This window comes from Marivivens sp. ABH4_498, assembly GCF_056160585.1.
Window position 1 is genome coordinate 418333 of record NZ_JBSWXL010000003.1, and the last position, 18692, is coordinate 437024.

Sequence of the window (18692 nt, forward strand, 5' to 3'; positions counted from 1 at the left end):
TGTTGCAATTGATTGCATGCAACCTCCGCCCTATGTGATCGGCATGAAATACTTTGCCTCGGCCATTGCCCTATTATTCGCGACCCCTGCTTCGGCGGACTGTGTGGTTTTACTGCACGGGCTGGCCCGATCCGAAGTGTCATTGTTCGTCATGCAAACCGTTTTGGATGCCGAAGGGTACAAAACAGTCAACCGAGGCTACCCATCGACCAGCAAACCGATTGATGACCTGTTGAACGATGTGACCGACGATGTCGCGGCTTGCGGGGATGATACAGTGCATTTCGTGACCCATTCGATGGGGGGCATTCTGGCGCGGGCGTGGCTGGCGCAACATATGGTTGAAAACATGGGCCGAGTCGTCATGCTGGCCCCGCCGAACCAAGGGTCTGAATTGGTAGATGTGTTTGGCGACTGGCCACCGTTTGAATGGCTGAACGGGCCCGCGGGCGAACAGTTGGGCACAGGGGCCGACAGCGTGCCGCTGGAATTGGGCACGCCCGATTATCCGGTCGGCATCATCGCGGGCAACCAATCGTTGAACCCTGTTTATTCTGCCCTGATCGATGGCGAAGACGATGGCAAAGTGTCCGTGGATTCCACCAAACTGGACGGCATGACCGACCACATCATTTTGCCCGTGACCCATACGTTCATGATGAACAACGCGGTCGTTATCGCAGAAACTGTCGCCTTTATAGAAGAGGGCGCCTTTTTCAGAGAGGCGCCCATCTTAGGTGATGATTTTATCGTCGATTAATTGGCAGGGCCTGTGACGCGGTTCACGTGGCCCATTTTACGGCCCGGTTTGGCGTCGGCTTTGCCATATAGGTGGATGGCGTCACCCGATTTTGCGATGTCAGGAATACGGTCCACGTCATCGCCGATCAGGTTTTCCATAACCACGTTCGAATGGCGTTTGCCATCGCCCAGCGGCCAACCTGCCACGGCGCGGATGTGCTGTTCGAACTGATCCACGGTACAGCCGTTCTGCGTCCAGTGACCCGAATTGTGCACGCGCGGTGCGATTTCATTCACGATCAGGCCCTGACGGGTGACGAATAGTTCGACCCCCATGACGCCAACATAATCCAGTTTGTTCAGGATCTTACCCGCCAGCAGAACCGCATCGGCGGTTTGCATGCCGGTCAGGTTTGCAGGCACGGTGGTCGTGTCCAGAATGCCGTTTTTGTGGACGTTTTCGCCTGGATCGAAACAGCACACTTCGCCCGTTAGACCGCGCGCGGCGATCACCGATACTTCGTGGCTGAAATCAACGAACCCCTCCAAAATGGCGGGGGCGCCTGCCATATCGGCCAACGCGGCATCTGCGTCATCAGGCGACATGATCCGCGCCTGACCTTTGCCATCATACCCGAAACGGCGGGTTTTCAGGATCGCAGGTGTGCCGATTTCGGCAATCGCTTCGGCCAGATCGGTGGCGTCATCAACGGCTGCAAAGGGCGCAGTTTTCAGGCCTAGTTCGTTCAGGAATGCCTTTTCCACCAGACGGTCTTGGGACACGGCCAGCGTTTTGCGGTTTGGACGAATTGGTTTGATGGCTTCGATCACGTCCAACGCTTCGGTCGGGATGTTTTCGAATTCATAGGTCACAACGTCGACCGATTCCGCGAATTTACGCAGGGCATCGTGATCGTCGTAGGACGCTTGGAAATGGTAGTTCGCAACGTGGCTGGCAGGGCAGTCGCCCGCAGGTTCAAAGATGCAGGTTTTGAACCCCAGGCGGGACGCCGCGACCGACAGCATACGGCCCAATTGACCGCCGCCCAGAATACCGATTGTTGCGCCAGTTGTTAGGATATCACTCATCGACAGGCTCATCAGCGATGGATGCGGACAGGGCTTCGCGCCACGCGTCTAGACGTGTCGCTAGATCGGCGTCTTGCAGGGCCAGAATGCCAGCGGCCATCAGGCCAGCGTTGGATGCGCCGGCCGCGCCGATTGCCATGGTGGCAACGGGGAAACCTTTGGGCATCTGAACGATGGAATACAGGCTGTCCACGCCGGACAGGGCGCGGGTTTGCACAGGCACGCCAATCACAGGCACGCGGGTTTTCGACGCCATCATGCCGGGCAGGTGGGCAGCGCCACCAGCGCCCGCGATGATCACTTGCAGGCCGCGGCCTGCTGCCTCTTTGCCGTAGGTCCACAGACGATCTGGCGTGCGGTGTGCGCTGACGATTTTCTTTTCATAAGAAATGCCCAGCTCGTCCAGAATATCGGCGGCCAGTTTCATGGTGGGCCAATCCGATTGGCTGCCCATAATGATACCGACAGAAGGTGTGGTCATGGCAAAATACCCGCAGTTAAATGGAAGCGGCACTATAGCGGCGCAGTGGTCAGGCGCAATTGCCCGACGCGCGCTTTAGGCGATGATATCGGGAAAAATACGGTCCTCTAGCGCGACAATTTTGTCTTTGAGGCCCAGTTTCTGTTTTTTCAGACGCCGAATGGTCAGCATGTCAGCCGAACTCTTTTCTTCGAGCGCGGCAATCGCTTCGTCCAGGTCGCGGTGTTCGCGTTTCAGAACTTCGAGTTCGACCCGAAGAACGTCGGTTGTGTCCATCCGTGTGGATTTATTCATTGGATTTCCTGGCTCGTCTTGCGCGGATACCCAACATCTTAGCAATTCTCATCGATTCCGCCTAGCCCTTGCGAAGCTGCGAATAGCCCCCCATATTAAATTTGTGGTCGCCGAACGCGGGGCCCGACAGACTGTCGCTAATATAGGACGTGTCAGATGACGAAATTAACACTGGGGACGCACCCGTTTTTGCTGGGGTTTGAACAATTGGAACGATTGGTGGAACGCACAGCGAAATCAGGAAACGAAGGGTATCCCCCTTATAACATCGAACAGACCTCGGAACGGTCGTATCGGATCACGCTGGCGGTTGCTGGTTTTTCGGAATCCGATCTGTCGATCACGGTCGAGGATAGTTCGCTGGTAATCCGTGGACGTCAAAAAGACGAAAACGAAGGCCGCATTTTTCTACATCGCGGTATTGCAGCCCGCCAATTCCAACGGTCATTCGTTTTGGCTGACGGCGTCGAGGTCGGCGAGGCAAGCATGGAAAATGGGCTATTGCATGTCGATCTGACCCGCAAAGTGCCTGAAACGGTGGTGCAGACCATCAAAATCAAAAGGAGTGAATGAATGAACACCAAGTATGATTTTGAAAAGGACCAAGACCGCATCGTATACGTGAAATCCGTAGCGGTTGCCGATCTACCTGCCGAAGTTCAGGAACAAGCCGAAGGTCTGGATCATCTATTCGCGGTTCATAAATCCGACGGTGAACAACTGGCGCTGGTGGCCGACCGCCAGATGGCGTTTTTGCTGGCGCGGGAACATGAATATCAACCGATGACCGTGCATTAATCGCACCTGTTATCGACAGAATTTATGGAAGCGTCCTGAAAATTCAGGGCGCTTTTTTCGACAGAAAGCCTAGGCTGGTTCGTAACAACCCAAAGGAATTTTAGCCAAAGGTGTTTTTATGACCCAAACAGCCCGCTATTCACGCCCCCAAATGATCCTGCATTGGGGCGTCGCAGTATTGTTTTTGTTCAACTATTTTGTCTCTGACGGATTAGGCCGCGCGGCAGGGATGTATGCAAGAGGCGAAGATTACAGCCAATATTTCGCGGCAATCGTGCATCCTTGGGTCGGCGTCGCTCTGTTGGTCGCCGTTCTGGCGCGCATCGTTTTGCGGTTCACCATCGGGGCGCCTGCCGAACCGGACATGCCCGCGTGGATGTCGTGGGCGGCCAAACTGACCCACGGTGCGATCTATGCGTCGCTGTTGGTATTGTGTGCATCAGGCATCGCGCGTTGGTTTTTCGGCGTTCGTGATGCGGGCGACGTGCATGAGATTTTCGTAAACGTGACCGTGGTCCTGATTGTCGCGCATATCGCTGCGGCGCTGTATCACCAATTCATCCTCAAGGATAATTTGCTGGCGCGGATGCGCTAACGCAAAAGCCCCGACCGAAAGGCCGGGGCTTTTGTTTTCATGTCGGTCTGGGGCTTATTTTCCCGAGATCAGACCCATGCTTTCCAGTTTCAGCAGAACCTGATGTGCGCAGTTGTCGACTTCGACGTTTTCGGTTTCGACAACCAGTTCTGCGTTCGTTGGGGTTTCGTATGGGTCAGAGATACCGGTGAACTCTTTGATTTTGCCTTCGCGGGCCAGTTTGTACAGGCCCTTGCGGTCGCGGCGTTCGCATTCTTCGATCGTGGTCGCAACGTGGACTTCGACGAAGGCGCCGTATTGTTCGATGTCTTCGCGAACAGCGCGGCGGGTTGCGGTGTAGGGCGCGATTGGCGCACAGATCGCGATACCACCGTTTTTGGTGATTTCGGACGCAACATAACCGATGCGGCGGATGTTCAGGTCGCGGTGCTCTTTCGAGAAGCCCAGTTCAGACGACAGGTTTTTACGAACGATGTCACCGTCCAGCAGGGTCACAGGGCGGCCGCCCATTTCCATCAGTTTCACCATCAGCGCGTTCGCAATGGTCGATTTACCCGAGCCCGAGAAACCGGTGAAGAACACGGTGAAGCCCTGTTTCGAACGTGGCGGTTTGGTTTTGCGCAGTTCGGTCACAACTTCGGGGAAGCTGAACCATTCTGGGATTTCCAGACCTTCGGCCAGACGGCGACGCAGTTCGGTGCCCGAGATGTTCAGGATGGTCACGTCGTCTTTGTCCGCGATTTCGTCCGCTGGTTCGTATTGCGCTCGTTCCTGCACGTAAACCATGTGTTTGAAGTCGACCATTTCGATGCCGATTTCGGACTGGTGTTCGCGGAACAAATCCTGCGCGTCATATGGGCCGTAGAAATCTTCGCCAGCCGAGTTTTTGCCGGGGCCAGCGTGGTCGCGACCAACGATAAAGTGGGTGCAGCCGTGGTTTTTACGGATCAGGCCGTGCCAGACAGCTTCGCGCGGGCCAGCCATACGCATAGCAAGGTTCAGCAGCGACATGGTGGTGGTGGCCGCTGGGTATTTGTCCAGAACCGCCTCGTAGCAGCGCACGCGGGTGAAATGGTCCACGTCGCCTGGTTTGGTCATGCCGACAACAGGGTGGATCAGCAGGTTGGCCTGTGCTTCGCGTGCGGCGCGGAACGTCAGTTCCTGGTGCGCGCGGTGCAGAGGGTTACGGGTTTGGAACGCAACGACCTTGCGCCAGCCCATTTTGCGGAAATAGGCGCGCAGTTCGTTTGGCGTGTCGCGGCGACCGCGGAAATCATAGTGAACAGGCTGCTGGATGCCGGTGACAGGGCCGCCCAAATAGATTTTGCCAGCCGTGTTGTGCAGGTAGTTGACCGCAGGGTGGGCCAGATCGTCCGCGCCGAATACTTTTTCCGCTTCGCGCGATTTGTTTGGTTCCCATTTGTCGGTGACGGTCATGGTCGCCAGAATGACGCCTTCTTGGTCACGCAGGGCGATGTCCTGACCCAGTTCGATGCCGTTCGCGAAATCTTCGGTCACGTCCAGCGTGATCGGCATTGGCCACAGCTGGCCGTCTGCCAAGCGCATGTTTTCCACGACGCCGTTGTAATCGTCTTCCGACAGGAACCCTTTCAGCGGGTTGAAGCCGCCGTTCATCAACAGCTCCAGATCGCAAATCTGGCGCGGCGTCAGGTCGTGGCTGGTCAGATCAGCAGCTTCGACTTTCAGTTTCTGGGCAGAGTCGTACGATACATACAGCTCGGGGATCGGGGCTAGGTCCATCGTCATAATTGTGTTCCGGCTTTGAAATATACACTTGGCTGGTTTGCGCCCGACCTACGCCCCCAATGCCCCCTGTTTCAAGCCTAATTGCCTGATATCGACCCAAAAGGGATGCTGTGTGGGCAAAACGGCGCAATTCAGACTGTAAAAGCGTGTTTTTCGGCGCTTTGGGAACATTTGTTCCGTGGTGGCGCGTCTGATGGGAAATAGACCTGCAAAATCGGAATTTTTGTTTCGATTTCGGAACGAAAAAGCGCCGCAAAATATGCGGCGCTTCGTTCAATTTCACTGGAATGCTGCGAATTAGGATTCGAGAGCGGCCAGATAGTGTTCCGCGTCCAGCGCAGCCATACAGCCCATCCCGGCCGAGGTAACCGCCTGACGGTATTTATCGTCGGTCAAATCGCCTGCAGCAAACACGCCCGGGATCGATGTTTCGGTCGTGCCCGGTTTCACCTTAACATAGCCGCCGTTGTAGGTTTCCAACTGGTCTTTGACCAATTCGGACGCAGGCGCGTGGCCGATCGCGATGAAAACGCCCTTTGCAGGAACATCGACGATTTCGCCAGTTTTCACGTTCTTGGCTTTGACGCCCGATACGCCTTTGGGGTCGCCTTCGCCAACGACTTCTTCCAACTGGTGATCCCACATGATTTCCACCTTGTGGTGGTTGAACAGGCGGTCCTGCAACACTTTTTCAGCGCGCAGGCTGTCGCGGCGGTGGATCAACGTCACTTTGGTCGCAAAGTTGGTCAGGAACAGCGCCTCTTCGACGGCTGTGTTGCCGCCGCCGACAACCACGATTTCCTGTCCACGGTAAAAGAAACCGTCACAGGTCGCACAGGCCGAAACGCCGAAGCCTTTGTAGGCTTCTTCGGATTCCAGACCCAGCCATTTCGCACGGGCGCCGGTTGCCAGAATGACAGCATCCGCAGTGTAGGTAGTGCCGGTGTCGCCTTTGGCCACGAATGGGCGCTGGTTCAGGTCCAGTTCGCTGATCATGTCCATCACGATTTCACAGCCCATTTCGCGGGCGTGCTCTTCCATGTTGACCATCAGCTGCGGGCCTTGGATCGCTTTTTCACCAGGCCAGTTTTCAACATCGGTTGTGGTGGTCAGCTGGCCGCCAGGTTCCATGCCCTGCACCAGAATAGGGTTCAACATTGCGCGGCTGGCGTAAACGCCTGCGGTGTAACCTGCAGGGCCAGAGCCGATGATCAATACTTTGGTGTGGCGCGTTTCAGACATGGCAGCCCTCTTTTCATTATCTGTTTGCCCCGATATAGCCATGCAGCCCGCGTCCTGAAAGGGGTCAAAGGTAACTCAACTAGATTCTTGATCCAAAAACCTATGCGTAATGATATTGCGCAAGTGTGAAATAATGTTGCGCAAATGCTGCTTTGGTCGTAGTGTTCGCGAAACTTTCTTTTGGGGTAACCGATGCCAGGTAGCAAACTCGACGAAATCGACCGTATGATCCTAGCTGAATTGCAGGCCGACGGTCGCATGACGAACGTCGAATTGGCCAAACGCGTGGGGATTTCCGCGCCTCCGTGCCTGCGCCGTGTGCGCACATTGGAAGAACAAGGTTACATTCGCGGATACCACGCAGACGTCGATAGCCGCGAATTGGGATTCGAAGTTCAGGTGTTCGCAATGGTTGGCCTGCACAAACAGGCAGAATCCGATCTTTCCGCGTTCGAGGAAAAGTGCCGCCACTGGCCGCTGGTTCGCGAATGCCACATGCTGAACGGCGAAGTTGATTTCATCCTGAAATGCGTGGCCCCAGATCTGCGCACATTCCAAAGTTTTCTAACCGGTGAATTGCTGACTGCGGACAACGTAGCGAACGTAAAGACTTCGCTGGTCATCCGCGGCGCAAAGGATGAACCGGGCGTGCCGTTTGATGTGTTAGAAGAGCGGCTGGCGCGCGACGCCTAAGCCGCTCTGCGCACCCCGATTTGGGCAGGTCCGAAATCGGACCAACGCGTGATGTGGGGGAATAATTCTAGAAACAGCGATAAACGCGGGCCTTGCAGGCCAAAGCTGTGCCGTGCGCCGGGGTGGTAGCTGTTCACCGCGATCCCTTGGGCGTCGATCGAACACTGTCGATCAAACACCAAATGAAACAGCTGCGTCGGGCGCATCGGTGTGATTTCGATCACCGTGCTATCATCAACCAGATCGATTGCGGCTTTGTCGAACCCGTCCGCCAATTGCGCGGCGGGGCCGACCATAACGTCGTTTGACGGACGCATCGGGCCAAAACTATCCGCCGTCATGCGGACCAAATGTTTTGTTTGGTTTTCCTGCGGAACGACCGTGATCGCACCTTTCCATCGTAGAACGTGGAAATCGCCGTTGATGTCGCGCACCTCGTCACCGGGCAGCAGGTCTTCGACAGCGATTGCGCCAAAACGTGTCTTTAGAACCAGACCGCGCGCAAAGGCTGCGAATGCTGATTCAAACAGCGGGATTGCAGGGGCAAGTCGCTGAAAGGTTTCAATATCACCAGAGGAGGTCAGATAGGCGACTTCGTAGGTGCGCATAAGAGGCCGGTTGCGCTGAAGTCGCCCGTCTTTCCGAGCGATCCGGTCCTGAGGAACCGGAGATGTATGCTGGTCGCCGATTAGGCTGTTGTTCGAGGGCGTGTACATGGGCTCACCTAAATGGTTCACCCGCTGTCGGCCCCCACCGACAACATCGGGTCACTTAACTTGCTGACAATGTGGCAGAAATTAGTCCGTGTTGTCAAATCTGGCTGTGATTGCAAACGTTTGGCGGATCAATCTGGGGCTGTGGATGGGTATTGTTCTGCAATGCTGGGGTAATTGGCCACAATTGGAGGCGCCCATCTGCGAATCAACAAACGAAAAAAGGCGGCCAATGGCCGCCCAAGTTTCACGAGGGGAGAGTAATTGATTACGCAGCGCGCGCTTTGGGTGCTGCCTCTTTGGCATTGCGACGAGCGATCATAGCTTCGCGGCGTTGTCCGCGTTCCCATGGCATGCGAACGGTGGTGTCTTCGGTTGCTTTGATCATGTTTTCCAACCAACGCTTGTTTTTCATCGCTCTGTCCTCTGCTTTGTTTGCTGTGCCGTATGCGGCGTTGGGTTTAATTTGCCCCCAACACGCGGCAGCACTAGGGCAGGAATATGCAAAAACGATAAAAAATCAGAAAACCCACGGGGTTTTTGTTAGGTCATTGTTTTTAAATGATATTTTAAAAATACGGAAACAATACCGCAGCACTTTCGGGGATTGTTTTTGATGAATAAGGCAGCTTTGCCCCAATTATAGCCGAATAACCGAAATCAAACGGCCATAATCGGCCTCTTGGTTATGGGTCGTTCGGCGGAAACTGTAGAATCGTTCGGCATCGGAATAGGTACAATGCCGCGTCCACTCTGCATGACCCACCCCTGCGCCCCTTAGGCGCATCAGCCCAAAGGCAGGCAGGTCAAACATATATTTTCCGGCTTTAGCGCCATTCACAAAGAAACGGGTATAGTCGGGGTTTTCGTCTGCGAATGTTTCGAAAAACTCTTGGCCGACCTCATAGGCGCGCTGGCTGATGCTAGGCCCGATGATGGCGGTGATAGAGTCACGTTTTGCGCCCAGACCCACCATGGATTCGACGGTTCGGTCCAAAACGCCTGATAGCGCGCCTTTCCATCCCGCATGTGCCGCGCCGACCACGCCGTTTTCGGTATCCGCGAATAATACGGGTTGGCAATCTGCGGTTAGGATTGAAATTGCGATGCCTGGTGTTGCGGTTACGATTGCGTCCGCTTCGGGTTTTTCGGTCGTGAATTCATTGATTACTGCGACATCAGCAGAATGCACCTGATGGACGCCAACCAGCGCCTCTACACCCATCGCATCGGCAACGCGGGAACGGTTAATCGTGACGCATTCCATTTGGTCACTGCTGCCACCACCACAATTCAGGCCCGCGAAAACGCCGGAAGACGCGCCGCCCTTGCGGGTGAAAAAACCGTGTGTCACCGGCGCCAATCTGTCGTGAGTGATTATTTCCAGTGTCATAGTTCTAAACCAGCAATAGCAGGGGCGTTGTTTGGCAAAATGCCGATCACTTTGAATAGGTCACCCATTTCTGCAGGGTGGGTCAAGCGTCGATGCGCCGCGATATGCGATTGTAGCTTATCGCCGCTCATGGTTTGGGCAAGGGCCTGCGCACGGGCCGTGATGCCCAGTCGTTCCAGAAAAACGCCTTGGGTTGAAACGCGCGTGTGACGTGCTGGCGAACAAGCCGCCGCAATGGTTTCAAAATCCACATGTGCGGTCAGGTCAGCGGACCCGGGCGCATCCAAAGGATCGACCGTTTCGTGATCTTTCAGCGCTTGGAACGTGTCACCCAACGACCGCCAGTCGCCGTAATCAATGATAATCGCAGCGCCGCCATGCTGTGCGATGCGTCCAGAAACCTCTTGGGTGATCGGTGCCGCGTGTGGGCAGATTTCGACCAAATCACCGTCTTGGGTGTCGTCTAGGCGGTGCTCTAGCATGGCCAATGGGGCAGGGGATGACAGGCCGAACGTTAGCGCGTCGCCAGTTAGGCCAACCATCCGTTCACGCCAGCTGGTGCCGTCACGTACGAATTGGCGGATCGGCAAGGCGTCGAAAAATTCGTTGGCAATCAGGAACAGGGGCGCATCGGGCAGATCAGCGGCGCGGGCGTGGGACTGAACAACGGGCAGACGCGCCGCTTGCGCTGCGGCCAGTACGGGCGATGCCTCTACCAAATGCAGGTCCAACGCATCGTGAAATCCCGGTACGGCCTTGGTCGCGCGCAGAACGTCCTGCATCAGCGTACCGCGTCCTGGGCCTAATTCCGCCAGCACGCCTTTGGGGCGGCCCTGATCGATCCACGCTTGGGCCAGGCACAGGCCAATCATTTCGCCGAACATCTGGCTGATTTCAGGCGCGGTCACGAAATCACCCGCAGCGCCGAATGGGTCGCGTGTTGTGTAATAACCGAACTCGGGGTGCAGCAGCGCCTCGGTCATATAATCGGCGATGCTGATCGGGCCAGTGGTGCCGATCCGCCGTTTCAGGATGTCTGTCAGTGCGGTCATTTGCGTGCCCTCAGGATCAGGGTTGCGCCTATCGCGATCATCGGGATCGTCAGGATTTGCCCCATCGTCAGGCCATAGCCCCCCACGTGCACTGCCAATCCCAGCGGGTTATCGACCGATTGGAACTGCGCATCGGGCTGGCGGAAAAATTCGACGATAAACCGCGAAATGCCATAACCGGCAAAGAATATCCCCGTGACCAACCACGGTTTGCCCAAACCGCCTTTGCGGAACACGGTCCACAAAATCACAGAACCCAGAACCAGACCTTCTAGCGCGGCCTCGTATAATTGTGACGGGTGACGCGCGCAAACTGGCAGCAGGCACGATTGCGCGGCTTCGCCCGGAAACACAACGGCCCAAGGCACATCGGACACGCGGCCCCATAGTTCGGCGTTGATGAAATTGGCCAAACGGCCCAGCATCAGGCCAATCGGCGCGGCCATCGCCATACAGTCGGCGACCGATCCTAAACGCAGGCCTTTGACCCGCGCATAGATCGCTGTGGCGATGATAACGCCCAGAAACCCACCGTGGAACGACATGCCGCCCTGCCAGACCTGCAAAATCTCGGACGGGTTGGCCATGTAATAGCTGAACCTGTAAAACAGGACGTACCCGAAACGGCCGCCCAAAATCACACCGATGATGATGTAGGTCGACAGATCCTCTAACTGTTTGCCAGTCATGGGTGGGTCATATTTCCCCCATAGCGCAGGGCGGGCCAGCGCGCGCAGGATCAACCACCAGCCGATCGCGATTCCGGCGATATAGGCCAGCGCATACCAACGTAGCGCGAATTCAAACCCGAATATCGGGAATGAAATCAATTCAGGAGAGATATTGGGAAAGGCGAGTGCAGCAAACATGGGCAATGTCTGCTGCGCCAAATCGTTAGAGTCAACCTGTCATGGGGTTGTCCCTTTCGCGGGGACACTCCATATAAGTACCAACACTGATCGGAGGCTGACATGCAGACCCGCAATAAATTTCTGGACGATATGTCCCAATTGATGACCAACGCGATGGGCGTCGCCCAAGGTGCCAAAGACGAGGCGCAAAACGCGATGAAATCCATGTTGGATCGTTGGCTGGCCGACCGCGATTTCGTCACCCGCGAAGAATTCGACGCGGTTCGCGCGATGGCTCAGAAAGCCCGCGAAGAGAATGAGGCGCTCAAGGCGCGTTTGGACGCGTTAGAAGCCGACAAATAATATTCCGCGCCGTCCTATTTGGGCGGCGTTTTTACATGGCGCATCATGTCGATGAATTCCACTAAACCCGCTTTGCGGTACTTTACGCTTGCCTTTGCTGTGACGGCGGGCGGTTTGATCCTTTCTGCCTTTTTGGGCTGGTCCGTTCACCACACGATCAGCGGCATGTTGAACGTGCTGTTCATCACGGCGGTTTTGTCCGTGCTGGAAATATCGCTTTCGTTCGACAACGCCATCGTGAACGCCAACAAACTGCGCGACATGTCCCACAAATGGCAGCAGCGGTTTTTGACGTGGGGCATTTTGATTGCCGTGTTCGGAATGCGGATCGTGTTTCCGCTGGCTGTTGTCTGTATCGCCGCGAAAATCGGGCCTTGGGCCGCGATCGAACTGGCATGGGCCCGCCCCGAACAATACGCCCACATAATGGAGGGCGCCCGCATCCCCATTAGCGCCTTTGGCGGGACGTTCCTGATGATGGTCGCGCTGTCCTATTTCTTTGACCCCGACAAAGACGTGAACTGGCTGCCTGGTGTTGAACGCCTGATGGTCAAAGTCGCAGGGTCGAAATTGCTGGTCGTCACAATCGTGATTGGCGTGATTACCATTCTGTCCAACCTATTCGACGACAGCACAGGCATCGTGTTCCTGCAATCGGCAATCTGGGGCCTGCTGACGTTCCTGTTGGTCGATGTTCTGGGCCATTATCTGGACAATCACGCAGGCAAAAAAGCCGTCGGTCAGGCCGGATTGGGCGCGTTTTTGTACCTAGAGGTTCTGGACGCGTCATTTAGTTTCGATGGCGTGATCGGCGCCTTTGCGTTGACGCAGAACCTGTTCATCATCGCGATTGGTCTGGGTATCGGGGCGATGTACGTGCGGTCGATGACCATTATGCTGGTCGAAAAGGGTACGCTGAACGAATTCAAATACCTTGAAAACGGGGCGTTCTGGTCGATCCTTGTTCTGGCGCTGGTGATGTTCGCCCACGTCGAATTCCACGTCCCCGAAGTGTTCACAGGTCTGATCGGCGCGGTCCTGATTGGCGCGTCTTTCTGGGCGTCTTTGCGCGTGAATAAACATGACACCTGACCGGATCGTAGACGCCATTGGCCTGCTGTGCCCTTTGCCCGTTTTGCGTGCGCGCAAGGTGCTGAATGACATGGCGGCGGGGGAAATCCTGCAAATCACGGCCACTGATGCGATGGCCCAAATCGATATGCCTGCCTTTTGCCGCGAAGCGGGGCATGAATTTCTGTCCTGCACGGATACGGATCAGGGGCAGGTCTATCTAATCCGCCGCGGCTAAATCCTCGGGCCTGTTGAAATTGCGGAAATAGTCGCCGTCGAACCGTACTTCGGTCGCGTTGATGTCGCGGACCCAGCCCATGACGCGGCGGTCCTCTGCGGTTAGCCGTGCGGCCAAATTTGCGGCCAAATCGGTGGGCCAGATGCCAATCGTCGGATGCGCCCGCCATTCACCCCCCTGATACGACGCTGCATATGCTGGCCCTGTCCCCAAGCGCGACGTGAAATCGCGCGGCAGGCGGACGGTATCACCCGCAACCACCAGAACGTGCCGCGCCTGCGATGCCCAGTGCATCGCAGTGTGAATGCCCGACAGTGGCCCGCAGTCGGGGATGATATCGGGCACGACCTGCAATCCGAAACGATCCCATTGCGGACCCAATTGCGCATTGATCGCGATTGGTCCCGCGATGTCGCGCAGATCGTCCAGTACCCATTCGATCAACGCCCGCCCGCGCCATTCCATTAGCGGTTTATCCCCGCCGCCCATACGGGTTGCGCGTCCGCCGGCAAGGATCATGGCAGGTAGGGTCATCTTTGGCTTTCCAAATCGGTTTTGCGCTGTCATCGTGCCGCAACGATGCGAAAGGGACAATATGCTGGGCTACGTCATTGCAACGAAAACGGTCACTGCCAATCCAACTCTTGTTCATGTCGCGCAAGAATTAACAGGCGATGGCGTGCGTGTTGCAGGGGCCTGCCAGATCAATGACGACCCCCAAGACGGATCGCCCTATCATATGGATCTGCACATGATCCCGTCAGGGCAGATCATCCGCATCAGTCAGGACCTTGGCCCGCTTGCCTCTGGGTGCCGTCTGGATACCAGCGCATTGGAAGGCGCCGTAGGCATCGCCCAATCTTCACTGGATGGCGCTGCATTTCTGTTGGCCAATAAATTCGGCAAACAAGAGGCCGATGGCCGCGGTTTCCGCCCCGTGGTGTCCGAAGCCTTGGCCCGTGATATCCCCGTTTTGCTGGCTGTGCGCGATGAAACACTGCCTGCGTTTCACGAATTTACGGGCGGTATAGGCGAAGAGTTACCAAACGATCCTGCGGCGGTCCTGACGTGGGCCCGCCGCATTATTCGCGGTTAACCCGCCATTTTTTCGTCGCGCAAACGCTGGGCAATCTGGCGTTTGTTGATGACGGAAAACGTGATGACCCCAATGGTCACGATCCCGATCATGATGGTCGATAGCGCGTTGATTTCAGGCGAAACACCCAAACGCACCGCCGAAAAAATCTTGATCGGCAGGGTCGTAGCCCCAGGCCCCGTGACGAACGATGCGATCACCAGATCGTCCAGCGATAGGGTGAACGCCAGCAACCACCCCGACAGAACGGCGGGGAAAATAATGGGCAGGGTCACGGATTTGAACGTGTCGAATGGGGTCGCGCCCAGATCGGCTGCGGCTTCTTCGATCGAACGGTCGAACGACATCAGGCGGGATGACACAACGACCGACACGTAACACATGGCGAATGTCGTGTGCGCTAGGATCACGGTCGTCATGCCCATGCTGCTGAACATGGTTTTGAACAGCAGCAGCAGTGACAGACCCAAAATGACGTCCGGCATCACCAGCGGCGCATAGGCCATGCCCGCGAACAACGTGCGGCCCATAAACCGCCCGCCGCGCACCAGAACATACCCCGCCAGTGTGCCCAGCACAGTGGCCAGAGTCGCAGTCGCAACGGCCACGCGCAGGGTCACCCACGCTGCATCCAGAAACGCTTCGTTCGATAACAGTTCGCCGTACCATTTCGTCGAAAACCCCGCCCATACGGTCACCAAACGGCCCCCGTTGAACGAATAGGCGATCAGCACCAGCATGGGGATGTATAGAAACGCAAACCCCAGAGTAAGCGACGTGATATTGAACCAACTTGGCTTTTTCATTGGTCCGCCTCCATCTGTTTTTGCTGGTTGCGTTGGAACAGGATGATCGGAACGATCAGGATCAACAGCAGAACAACCGCCACCGCCGACGCCAGTGGCCAGTCACGGTTGGCAAAGAATTCGTCCCACAGGACTTTACCAATCATCAATGTATCCGAACCGCCCAGCAGCGATGGGATCACGAATTCACCCAATGCGGGGATAAAGACAAGGAAACAGCCCGCAACAACACCGGGCAAAGACAGCGGCGCGGTGATCAGCCAGAACGCTTGGGCGCGGGTTGATCCCAGATCCTCGGCCGCTTCGATCAGGGACATGTCCAGTTTTTCCAGCGTCGAATAGATCGGCAGAATCATGAACGGCAGATAGGTGTAAACGATGCCGATATAGACCGCGATGTTGGTGTTCAGGATCGTCAGCGGTTCATCAATGATGCCGATCCACATCAGCACCATGTTTAGAAAACCCTCTTTCCCTAGAATGCCGACCCATGCGTAAACGCGGATCAGGAACGACGTCCAGAACGGCAGGATGACCAGCATCATCAGGGTAGGGCGCCACTGTTCCGGCGCGCGGGCCATGCCGTAGGCCATTGGAAACGCCACCAGCAACGTAAGCAGCGTTGAAATGACCGCGATCTTTAGCGACGACAAATAGGCCGTGTAATACAGCGGATCTAGCGTCAGGAACGTAAAGTTATCGAAATCCAGCTGGCCAAAGAATGATTTGATCCCAGCCCAGCCGCCAGATGGGTCCAACGTCGGAGTATACGGCGGAATGGCAATCGCGGGATCAGACAGCGACAGTTTCAGGACGACGATAAACGGGACCAGAAAAAACAGCAGCAGCCACGCAAAGGGCACAGCGATCAGGATGAAACGGCGTAGGGTCATGGCTTACTCCGTCAGGACGACGCCGGCGGTGTCGGTCCATGATAGCCATACTTCGTCTTCCCATGTGAAATCACGGCGGGCCAAACGGCGCGAATTGGTCATCAGCGCGCTGACCAATTGGCCAGAGGGCAGGCGCACGTGGTAGGTCGATACGTTGCCCAGATAGCCGATGTCTTCGACCTTGCCTTTGACGTGGTTGGCGCGGTCCGCCAAAGGTTCGCGGTCGACGGATATTTTTTCAGGCCGCACGGCATAGGACACGCGTTGGCCATCGGTGATCGGTTTGTCGGTCACCGCGTGGATCGGATCGACGCCTTCGGCAAAATGGACATCAACATTTTCGCCGCTGACCGATGCGTTGCCTTCGATGATGTTCACGTCACCGATGAAATCGGCAACATAAACGCTGTTCGGTGCCTCATAGATACCAGCAGGGGTGTCGACCTGAATCATTTTGCCCGCGTCCATGACGGCGACGCGGGATGCGACGGTCATTGCCTCTTCTTGGTCGTGGGTGACGATGACGAATGTGGTGCCCGTTTTTTCCTGAATATCCATCAGTTCAAATTGGGTGTCATTGCGCAGCTTTTTATCCAGCGCGCCCAAAGGTTCGTCCAGCAACAGCAGTTTCGGCGCTTTGGCCAATGAACGGGCCAGCGCAACGCGCTGACGTTGACCGCCCGAAATTTGGTGCGGTTTGCGTTTGGCAAATTTTTCCATGCGGGTCAGGCGCAGCATTTCCGCCACGCGGTCGCCAATCTGGTCTTTTGGCATGTCGCTGCGTTTCAGGCCAAACGCGATGTTTTCCCAAACCGACAAATGCGGGAACAGCGCATAGGATTGGAACATCATGTTCACAGGGCGCTGGTTTGGCGGGACAGGAACGATATTCTGGCCGCCCAGCAGGATTTCCCCGCGGGTCGGGTTTTCGAACCCTGCCAACATGCGCATCAACGTGGTTTTGCCACATCCAGATGGCCCCAGCAGCGCAAAGAATTCGCGTTCATAAATATTGATCGTCAAATCATCGACGGCGGTAAAATCGCCGAATTGTTTGGTCACATTTTTGAACTGGATCAGCGGCTGAGCGGTCGGGTCGGTCCAAGGTGCAAAAACGGTTTGGGCTGACGCGGGGCGGGTCGGTTGGGCCATGAAAATGTCCTGTAGAAAATAATGTGCCCCGCGCGATTTTGGTTCGCGCGGGGCTGATAGTTAGGCCGAATTAGACGCCGGATTTAACCTTGGTCCACAGACGTGTCAGCAAACGCTGTTCGGCTGGGCCGAATGGGGTCACTGTGTACAGTTCTTCCAAAGTCGCCGCGTCTGGGTAGATCGCGGTGTCGCCAATCACGTCTTCGATCAGGAATTCCTGAGACGCTAGGTTGCCGTTCGCGTAGTAAACATAGTTCGACGCGGCAGCCATATTTTCAGCATCCATGATAAAGTTCAGGAACGCATGCGCGCCAGCTGGGTTTGGTGCGTCAACTGGGATCGCCATTTGGTCGAACCACATCAACGAACCTTCAACAGGGGCGTTGTATGCGATTTCGATGCCGTTATCGGCTTCCCATGCGCGGTCACGAGCCTGCAGAATGTCACCCGACCAACCCAAGGCCACACAGATTTCGCCGTTCGCCAGCGCGTTGATGTATTCGGACGAATGGAATTTCTGGATGTATGGGCGGACAGCCATCAGAACTTCTTCGGCTTTGGCCAGCGATTCTGGGTCTTTGGCGTCTGGGTCCAGACCAGCATAGGCCAGCGCGGCGGGGATCACTTCGGTCGGGGCGTCCAGCAATTGGATGCCGCAATCCGCCAGCTTTTCCGCGTTTGCAGGGTCAAAGATCAGTGCAATGCTATTGATCGGTGCGTCTTCGCCCAAAATTTCGGCCACTTTGCCAGTGTTCACGCCGATACCTGTGGTGCCCCACATGTAGTTGACCGAATAGGCGTTATCAGGGTCGTAGGTCGCTGTGCGCGCTTCGATGTCGGCCCACATGTTTTCGATGTTCGGCAGCTGCGATTTATCCAGCGGCTGGAATGCGCCCGCAGTGATCTGACGCTGCAGGAACGTGCCGGTCGGCACAACAACGTCGTAGCCCGAACCGCCAGCCAGCATTTTGGTTTCCAAAACTTCGTTCGAATCGAACACGTCGTAGATCAGTTCGTAACCGGTCTCTTCTTCGAATTTGGTCAGCAGTTCTTCGTCGATGTAGTCCGACCAGTTATAGACGCGGACTTCTTCAGCGGATGCAGTCGATGCGATGATCGCTGCAGCAGCCGTCATAGGTAGCCAGATATGTTTCATGATATTCTCCCAGGTTGGACGCCCTTATTGTGGGCTTTTTCCTAATTTGATCAAAATTAGCGTAGCCTGCAAGTTTTCTGTCGTGCAGGGCCCGAATTCATCCCGCCACGTTGTTGAAGGAAAAACAAGGAGTGGTGATGAAATGTTTTGCACATTCGCGATAGTCGGCTGAAAAAACGTGCGAAAGTTGCCTTGGTTTCCAGCGATG

At 55.9% G+C, this 18692-nt stretch carries 24 protein-coding genes; 9 read left to right on the top strand and 15 right to left on the bottom strand.

The window, feature by feature from the left end:
• Positions 1-43: 43 nt before the first annotated feature.
• The gene (locus ACXAGA_RS09420; protein WP_475117224.1) at positions 44-760 is read left to right on the top strand and encodes an esterase/lipase family protein; all 717 of its coding nucleotides are present in this window, start codon (positions 44-46) and stop codon (positions 758-760) included.
• Here the strand turns inward: ACXAGA_RS09420 and ACXAGA_RS09425 are convergent.
• The 3 genes from ACXAGA_RS09425 to ACXAGA_RS09435 all read right to left on the bottom strand — a co-directional run bounded on the left by ACXAGA_RS09425 (position 757) and on the right by ACXAGA_RS09435 (position 2605).
• On the bottom strand, positions 757-1830 hold the full coding sequence (locus ACXAGA_RS09425; protein WP_475117225.1) for a 5-(carboxyamino)imidazole ribonucleotide synthase: 1074 nt from the start codon (positions 1828-1830) through the stop codon (positions 757-759). The two genes, ACXAGA_RS09420 and ACXAGA_RS09425, sit on opposite strands and share 4 nt — an antisense overlap.
• Positions 1823-2311 (bottom strand): 5-(carboxyamino)imidazole ribonucleotide mutase, encoded by a 489-nt coding sequence (gene purE, locus ACXAGA_RS09430; protein ID WP_475117226.1) that lies wholly within the window; start codon positions 2309-2311, stop codon positions 1823-1825. The genes ACXAGA_RS09425 and purE overlap by 8 nt, the downstream gene beginning before the upstream one ends.
• Positions 2312-2386: 75 nt before the next feature.
• Complete coding sequence (locus tag ACXAGA_RS09435) at positions 2387-2605, bottom strand: YdcH family protein (RefSeq protein WP_475117227.1); 219 nt, start codon at positions 2603-2605, stop codon at positions 2387-2389.
• A 156-nt stretch (positions 2606-2761) separates the two neighbouring features.
• Between ACXAGA_RS09435 and ACXAGA_RS09440 the strand changes: the two genes are divergently transcribed.
• From ACXAGA_RS09440 to ACXAGA_RS09450, 3 genes are all read left to right on the top strand, one after another.
• Positions 2762-3178, top strand: a complete 417-nt coding sequence (locus ACXAGA_RS09440; protein ID WP_086449982.1) for an Hsp20 family protein — start codon at positions 2762-2764, stop codon at positions 3176-3178.
• Complete coding sequence (locus ACXAGA_RS09445) at positions 3179-3403, top strand: DUF1150 family protein (protein WP_475117228.1); 225 nt, start codon at positions 3179-3181, stop codon at positions 3401-3403.
• A 118-nt stretch (positions 3404-3521) separates the two neighbouring features.
• Entirely contained in the window at positions 3522-3998 is a 477-nt protein-coding gene (locus tag ACXAGA_RS09450) for a cytochrome b (protein WP_475117229.1), read from the top strand.
• 54 nt (positions 3999-4052) lie between these two features.
• On the opposite strand, the gene ACXAGA_RS09455 is transcribed toward ACXAGA_RS09450, so the two are convergent.
• Both ACXAGA_RS09455 and trxB read right to left on the bottom strand, forming a co-directional pair.
• A complete protein-coding gene (locus tag ACXAGA_RS09455) occupies positions 4053-5765 on the bottom strand; it encodes a bifunctional sulfate adenylyltransferase/adenylylsulfate kinase (RefSeq protein WP_475117230.1) in 1713 nt (570 codons plus the stop codon).
• Positions 5766-6062: 297 nt separating this feature from the next.
• A complete protein-coding gene (gene trxB, locus ACXAGA_RS09460) occupies positions 6063-7007 on the bottom strand; it encodes a thioredoxin-disulfide reductase (RefSeq protein WP_475117231.1) in 945 nt (314 codons plus the stop codon).
• A gap of 192 nt (positions 7008-7199) precedes the next feature.
• Between trxB and ACXAGA_RS09465 the strand changes: the two genes are divergently transcribed.
• Entirely contained in the window at positions 7200-7700 is a 501-nt protein-coding gene (locus tag ACXAGA_RS09465; RefSeq protein ID WP_086449988.1) for an Lrp/AsnC family transcriptional regulator, read from the top strand.
• Here the strand turns inward: ACXAGA_RS09465 and ACXAGA_RS09470 are convergent.
• The 5 genes from ACXAGA_RS09470 to lgt all read right to left on the bottom strand — a co-directional run bounded on the left by ACXAGA_RS09470 (position 7697) and on the right by lgt (position 11727).
• On the bottom strand, positions 7697-8416 hold the full coding sequence (locus tag ACXAGA_RS09470; protein ID WP_475117232.1) for a Hint domain-containing protein: 720 nt from the start codon (positions 8414-8416) through the stop codon (positions 7697-7699). The genes ACXAGA_RS09465 and ACXAGA_RS09470 overlap by 4 nt on opposite strands.
• Before the next feature lie 265 nt (positions 8417-8681).
• On the bottom strand, positions 8682-8828 hold the full coding sequence (locus tag ACXAGA_RS09475) for a hypothetical protein (RefSeq protein WP_475117233.1): 147 nt from the start codon (positions 8826-8828) through the stop codon (positions 8682-8684).
• Between the two features lie 225 nt (positions 8829-9053).
• Positions 9054-9806, bottom strand: coding sequence for a peptidoglycan editing factor PgeF (pgeF, locus tag ACXAGA_RS09480; protein ID WP_475117234.1), 753 nt, complete (start codon positions 9804-9806; stop codon positions 9054-9056).
• Positions 9803-10858 (bottom strand): class I SAM-dependent methyltransferase, encoded by a 1056-nt coding sequence (locus ACXAGA_RS09485; protein ID WP_475117235.1) that lies wholly within the window; start codon positions 10856-10858, stop codon positions 9803-9805. The genes pgeF and ACXAGA_RS09485 overlap by 4 nt, the downstream gene beginning before the upstream one ends.
• Positions 10855-11727, bottom strand: a complete 873-nt coding sequence (lgt, locus tag ACXAGA_RS09490) for a prolipoprotein diacylglyceryl transferase (protein WP_475117236.1) — start codon at positions 11725-11727, stop codon at positions 10855-10857. The genes ACXAGA_RS09485 and lgt overlap by 4 nt, the downstream gene beginning before the upstream one ends.
• Before the next feature lie 102 nt (positions 11728-11829).
• On the opposite strand from lgt, the gene ACXAGA_RS09495 reads away from it, so the two are divergent.
• From ACXAGA_RS09495 to ACXAGA_RS09505, 3 genes are read left to right on the top strand one after another with little or no spacing between them, the layout of a single operon-like run.
• The gene (locus ACXAGA_RS09495; protein WP_086449993.1) at positions 11830-12072 is read left to right on the top strand and encodes an accessory factor UbiK family protein; all 243 of its coding nucleotides are present in this window, start codon (positions 11830-11832) and stop codon (positions 12070-12072) included.
• Positions 12073-12117: 45 nt separating this feature from the next.
• Complete coding sequence (locus tag ACXAGA_RS09500; RefSeq protein WP_475117237.1) at positions 12118-13164, top strand: DUF475 domain-containing protein; 1047 nt, start codon at positions 12118-12120, stop codon at positions 13162-13164.
• A complete protein-coding gene (locus tag ACXAGA_RS09505; protein ID WP_475117238.1) occupies positions 13154-13381 on the top strand; it encodes a sulfurtransferase TusA family protein in 228 nt (75 codons plus the stop codon). Before ACXAGA_RS09500 ends, ACXAGA_RS09505 begins: the two co-directional genes overlap by 11 nt.
• On the opposite strand, the gene mobA is transcribed toward ACXAGA_RS09505, so the two are convergent.
• Positions 13364-13915 (bottom strand): molybdenum cofactor guanylyltransferase, encoded by a 552-nt coding sequence (mobA, locus tag ACXAGA_RS09510; protein WP_475117239.1) that lies wholly within the window; start codon positions 13913-13915, stop codon positions 13364-13366. The genes ACXAGA_RS09505 and mobA overlap by 18 nt on opposite strands.
• Positions 13916-13976: 61 nt before the next feature.
• On the opposite strand from mobA, the gene ACXAGA_RS09515 reads away from it, so the two are divergent.
• Positions 13977-14477, top strand: coding sequence for a DUF2478 domain-containing protein (locus tag ACXAGA_RS09515; protein WP_475117240.1), 501 nt, complete (start codon positions 13977-13979; stop codon positions 14475-14477).
• On the opposite strand, the gene ACXAGA_RS09520 is transcribed toward ACXAGA_RS09515, so the two are convergent.
• From ACXAGA_RS09520 to ACXAGA_RS09535, 4 genes are all read right to left on the bottom strand, one after another.
• A complete protein-coding gene (locus ACXAGA_RS09520; protein ID WP_475117241.1) occupies positions 14474-15283 on the bottom strand; it encodes an ABC transporter permease in 810 nt (269 codons plus the stop codon). The two genes, ACXAGA_RS09515 and ACXAGA_RS09520, sit on opposite strands and share 4 nt — an antisense overlap.
• A complete protein-coding gene (locus ACXAGA_RS09525; protein ID WP_475117242.1) occupies positions 15280-16176 on the bottom strand; it encodes an ABC transporter permease subunit in 897 nt (298 codons plus the stop codon). Before ACXAGA_RS09525 ends, ACXAGA_RS09520 begins: the two co-directional genes overlap by 4 nt.
• Positions 16177-16179: 3 nt before the next feature.
• The gene (locus ACXAGA_RS09530; RefSeq protein ID WP_475117243.1) at positions 16180-17328 is read right to left on the bottom strand and encodes an ABC transporter ATP-binding protein; all 1149 of its coding nucleotides are present in this window, start codon (positions 17326-17328) and stop codon (positions 16180-16182) included.
• Positions 17329-17398: 70 nt separating this feature from the next.
• On the bottom strand, positions 17399-18484 hold the full coding sequence (locus ACXAGA_RS09535; RefSeq protein WP_475117244.1) for a polyamine ABC transporter substrate-binding protein: 1086 nt from the start codon (positions 18482-18484) through the stop codon (positions 17399-17401).
• Positions 18485-18692 lie beyond the last annotated feature (208 nt).

Coding starts and splice junctions, on each gene's coding strand:
- ACXAGA_RS09420 (WP_475117224.1), top strand. CDS start 44: ATGAAATACTTTGCCTCGGCCATTGCCCTATTATTCGCGACCCCTGCT.
- ACXAGA_RS09425 (WP_475117225.1), bottom strand. CDS start 1,830: ATGAGTGATATCCTAACAACTGGCGCAACAATCGGTATTCTGGGCGGC.
- purE (WP_475117226.1), bottom strand. CDS start 2,311: ATGACCACACCTTCTGTCGGTATCATTATGGGCAGCCAATCGGATTGG.
- ACXAGA_RS09435 (WP_475117227.1), bottom strand. CDS start 2,605: ATGAATAAATCCACACGGATGGACACAACCGACGTTCTTCGGGTCGAA.
- ACXAGA_RS09440 (WP_086449982.1), top strand. CDS start 2,762: ATGACGAAATTAACACTGGGGACGCACCCGTTTTTGCTGGGGTTTGAA.
- ACXAGA_RS09445 (WP_475117228.1), top strand. CDS start 3,179: ATGAACACCAAGTATGATTTTGAAAAGGACCAAGACCGCATCGTATAC.
- ACXAGA_RS09450 (WP_475117229.1), top strand. CDS start 3,522: ATGACCCAAACAGCCCGCTATTCACGCCCCCAAATGATCCTGCATTGG.
- ACXAGA_RS09455 (WP_475117230.1), bottom strand. CDS start 5,765: ATGACGATGGACCTAGCCCCGATCCCCGAGCTGTATGTATCGTACGAC.
- trxB (WP_475117231.1), bottom strand. CDS start 7,007: ATGTCTGAAACGCGCCACACCAAAGTATTGATCATCGGCTCTGGCCCT.
- ACXAGA_RS09465 (WP_086449988.1), top strand. CDS start 7,200: ATGCCAGGTAGCAAACTCGACGAAATCGACCGTATGATCCTAGCTGAA.
- ACXAGA_RS09470 (WP_475117232.1), bottom strand. CDS start 8,416: ATGTACACGCCCTCGAACAACAGCCTAATCGGCGACCAGCATACATCT.
- ACXAGA_RS09475 (WP_475117233.1), bottom strand. CDS start 8,828: ATGAAAAACAAGCGTTGGTTGGAAAACATGATCAAAGCAACCGAAGAC.
- pgeF (WP_475117234.1), bottom strand. CDS start 9,806: ATGACACTGGAAATAATCACTCACGACAGATTGGCGCCGGTGACACAC.
- ACXAGA_RS09485 (WP_475117235.1), bottom strand. CDS start 10,858: ATGACCGCACTGACAGACATCCTGAAACGGCGGATCGGCACCACTGGC.
- lgt (WP_475117236.1), bottom strand. CDS start 11,727: ATGTTTGCTGCACTCGCCTTTCCCAATATCTCTCCTGAATTGATTTCA.
- ACXAGA_RS09495 (WP_086449993.1), top strand. CDS start 11,830: ATGCAGACCCGCAATAAATTTCTGGACGATATGTCCCAATTGATGACC.
- ACXAGA_RS09500 (WP_475117237.1), top strand. CDS start 12,118: ATGTCGATGAATTCCACTAAACCCGCTTTGCGGTACTTTACGCTTGCC.
- ACXAGA_RS09505 (WP_475117238.1), top strand. CDS start 13,154: ATGACACCTGACCGGATCGTAGACGCCATTGGCCTGCTGTGCCCTTTG.
- mobA (WP_475117239.1), bottom strand. CDS start 13,915: ATGACCCTACCTGCCATGATCCTTGCCGGCGGACGCGCAACCCGTATG.
- ACXAGA_RS09515 (WP_475117240.1), top strand. CDS start 13,977: ATGCTGGGCTACGTCATTGCAACGAAAACGGTCACTGCCAATCCAACT.
- ACXAGA_RS09520 (WP_475117241.1), bottom strand. CDS start 15,283: ATGAAAAAGCCAAGTTGGTTCAATATCACGTCGCTTACTCTGGGGTTT.
- ACXAGA_RS09525 (WP_475117242.1), bottom strand. CDS start 16,176: ATGACCCTACGCCGTTTCATCCTGATCGCTGTGCCCTTTGCGTGGCTG.
- ACXAGA_RS09530 (WP_475117243.1), bottom strand. CDS start 17,328: ATGGCCCAACCGACCCGCCCCGCGTCAGCCCAAACCGTTTTTGCACCT.
- ACXAGA_RS09535 (WP_475117244.1), bottom strand. CDS start 18,484: ATGAAACATATCTGGCTACCTATGACGGCTGCTGCAGCGATCATCGCA.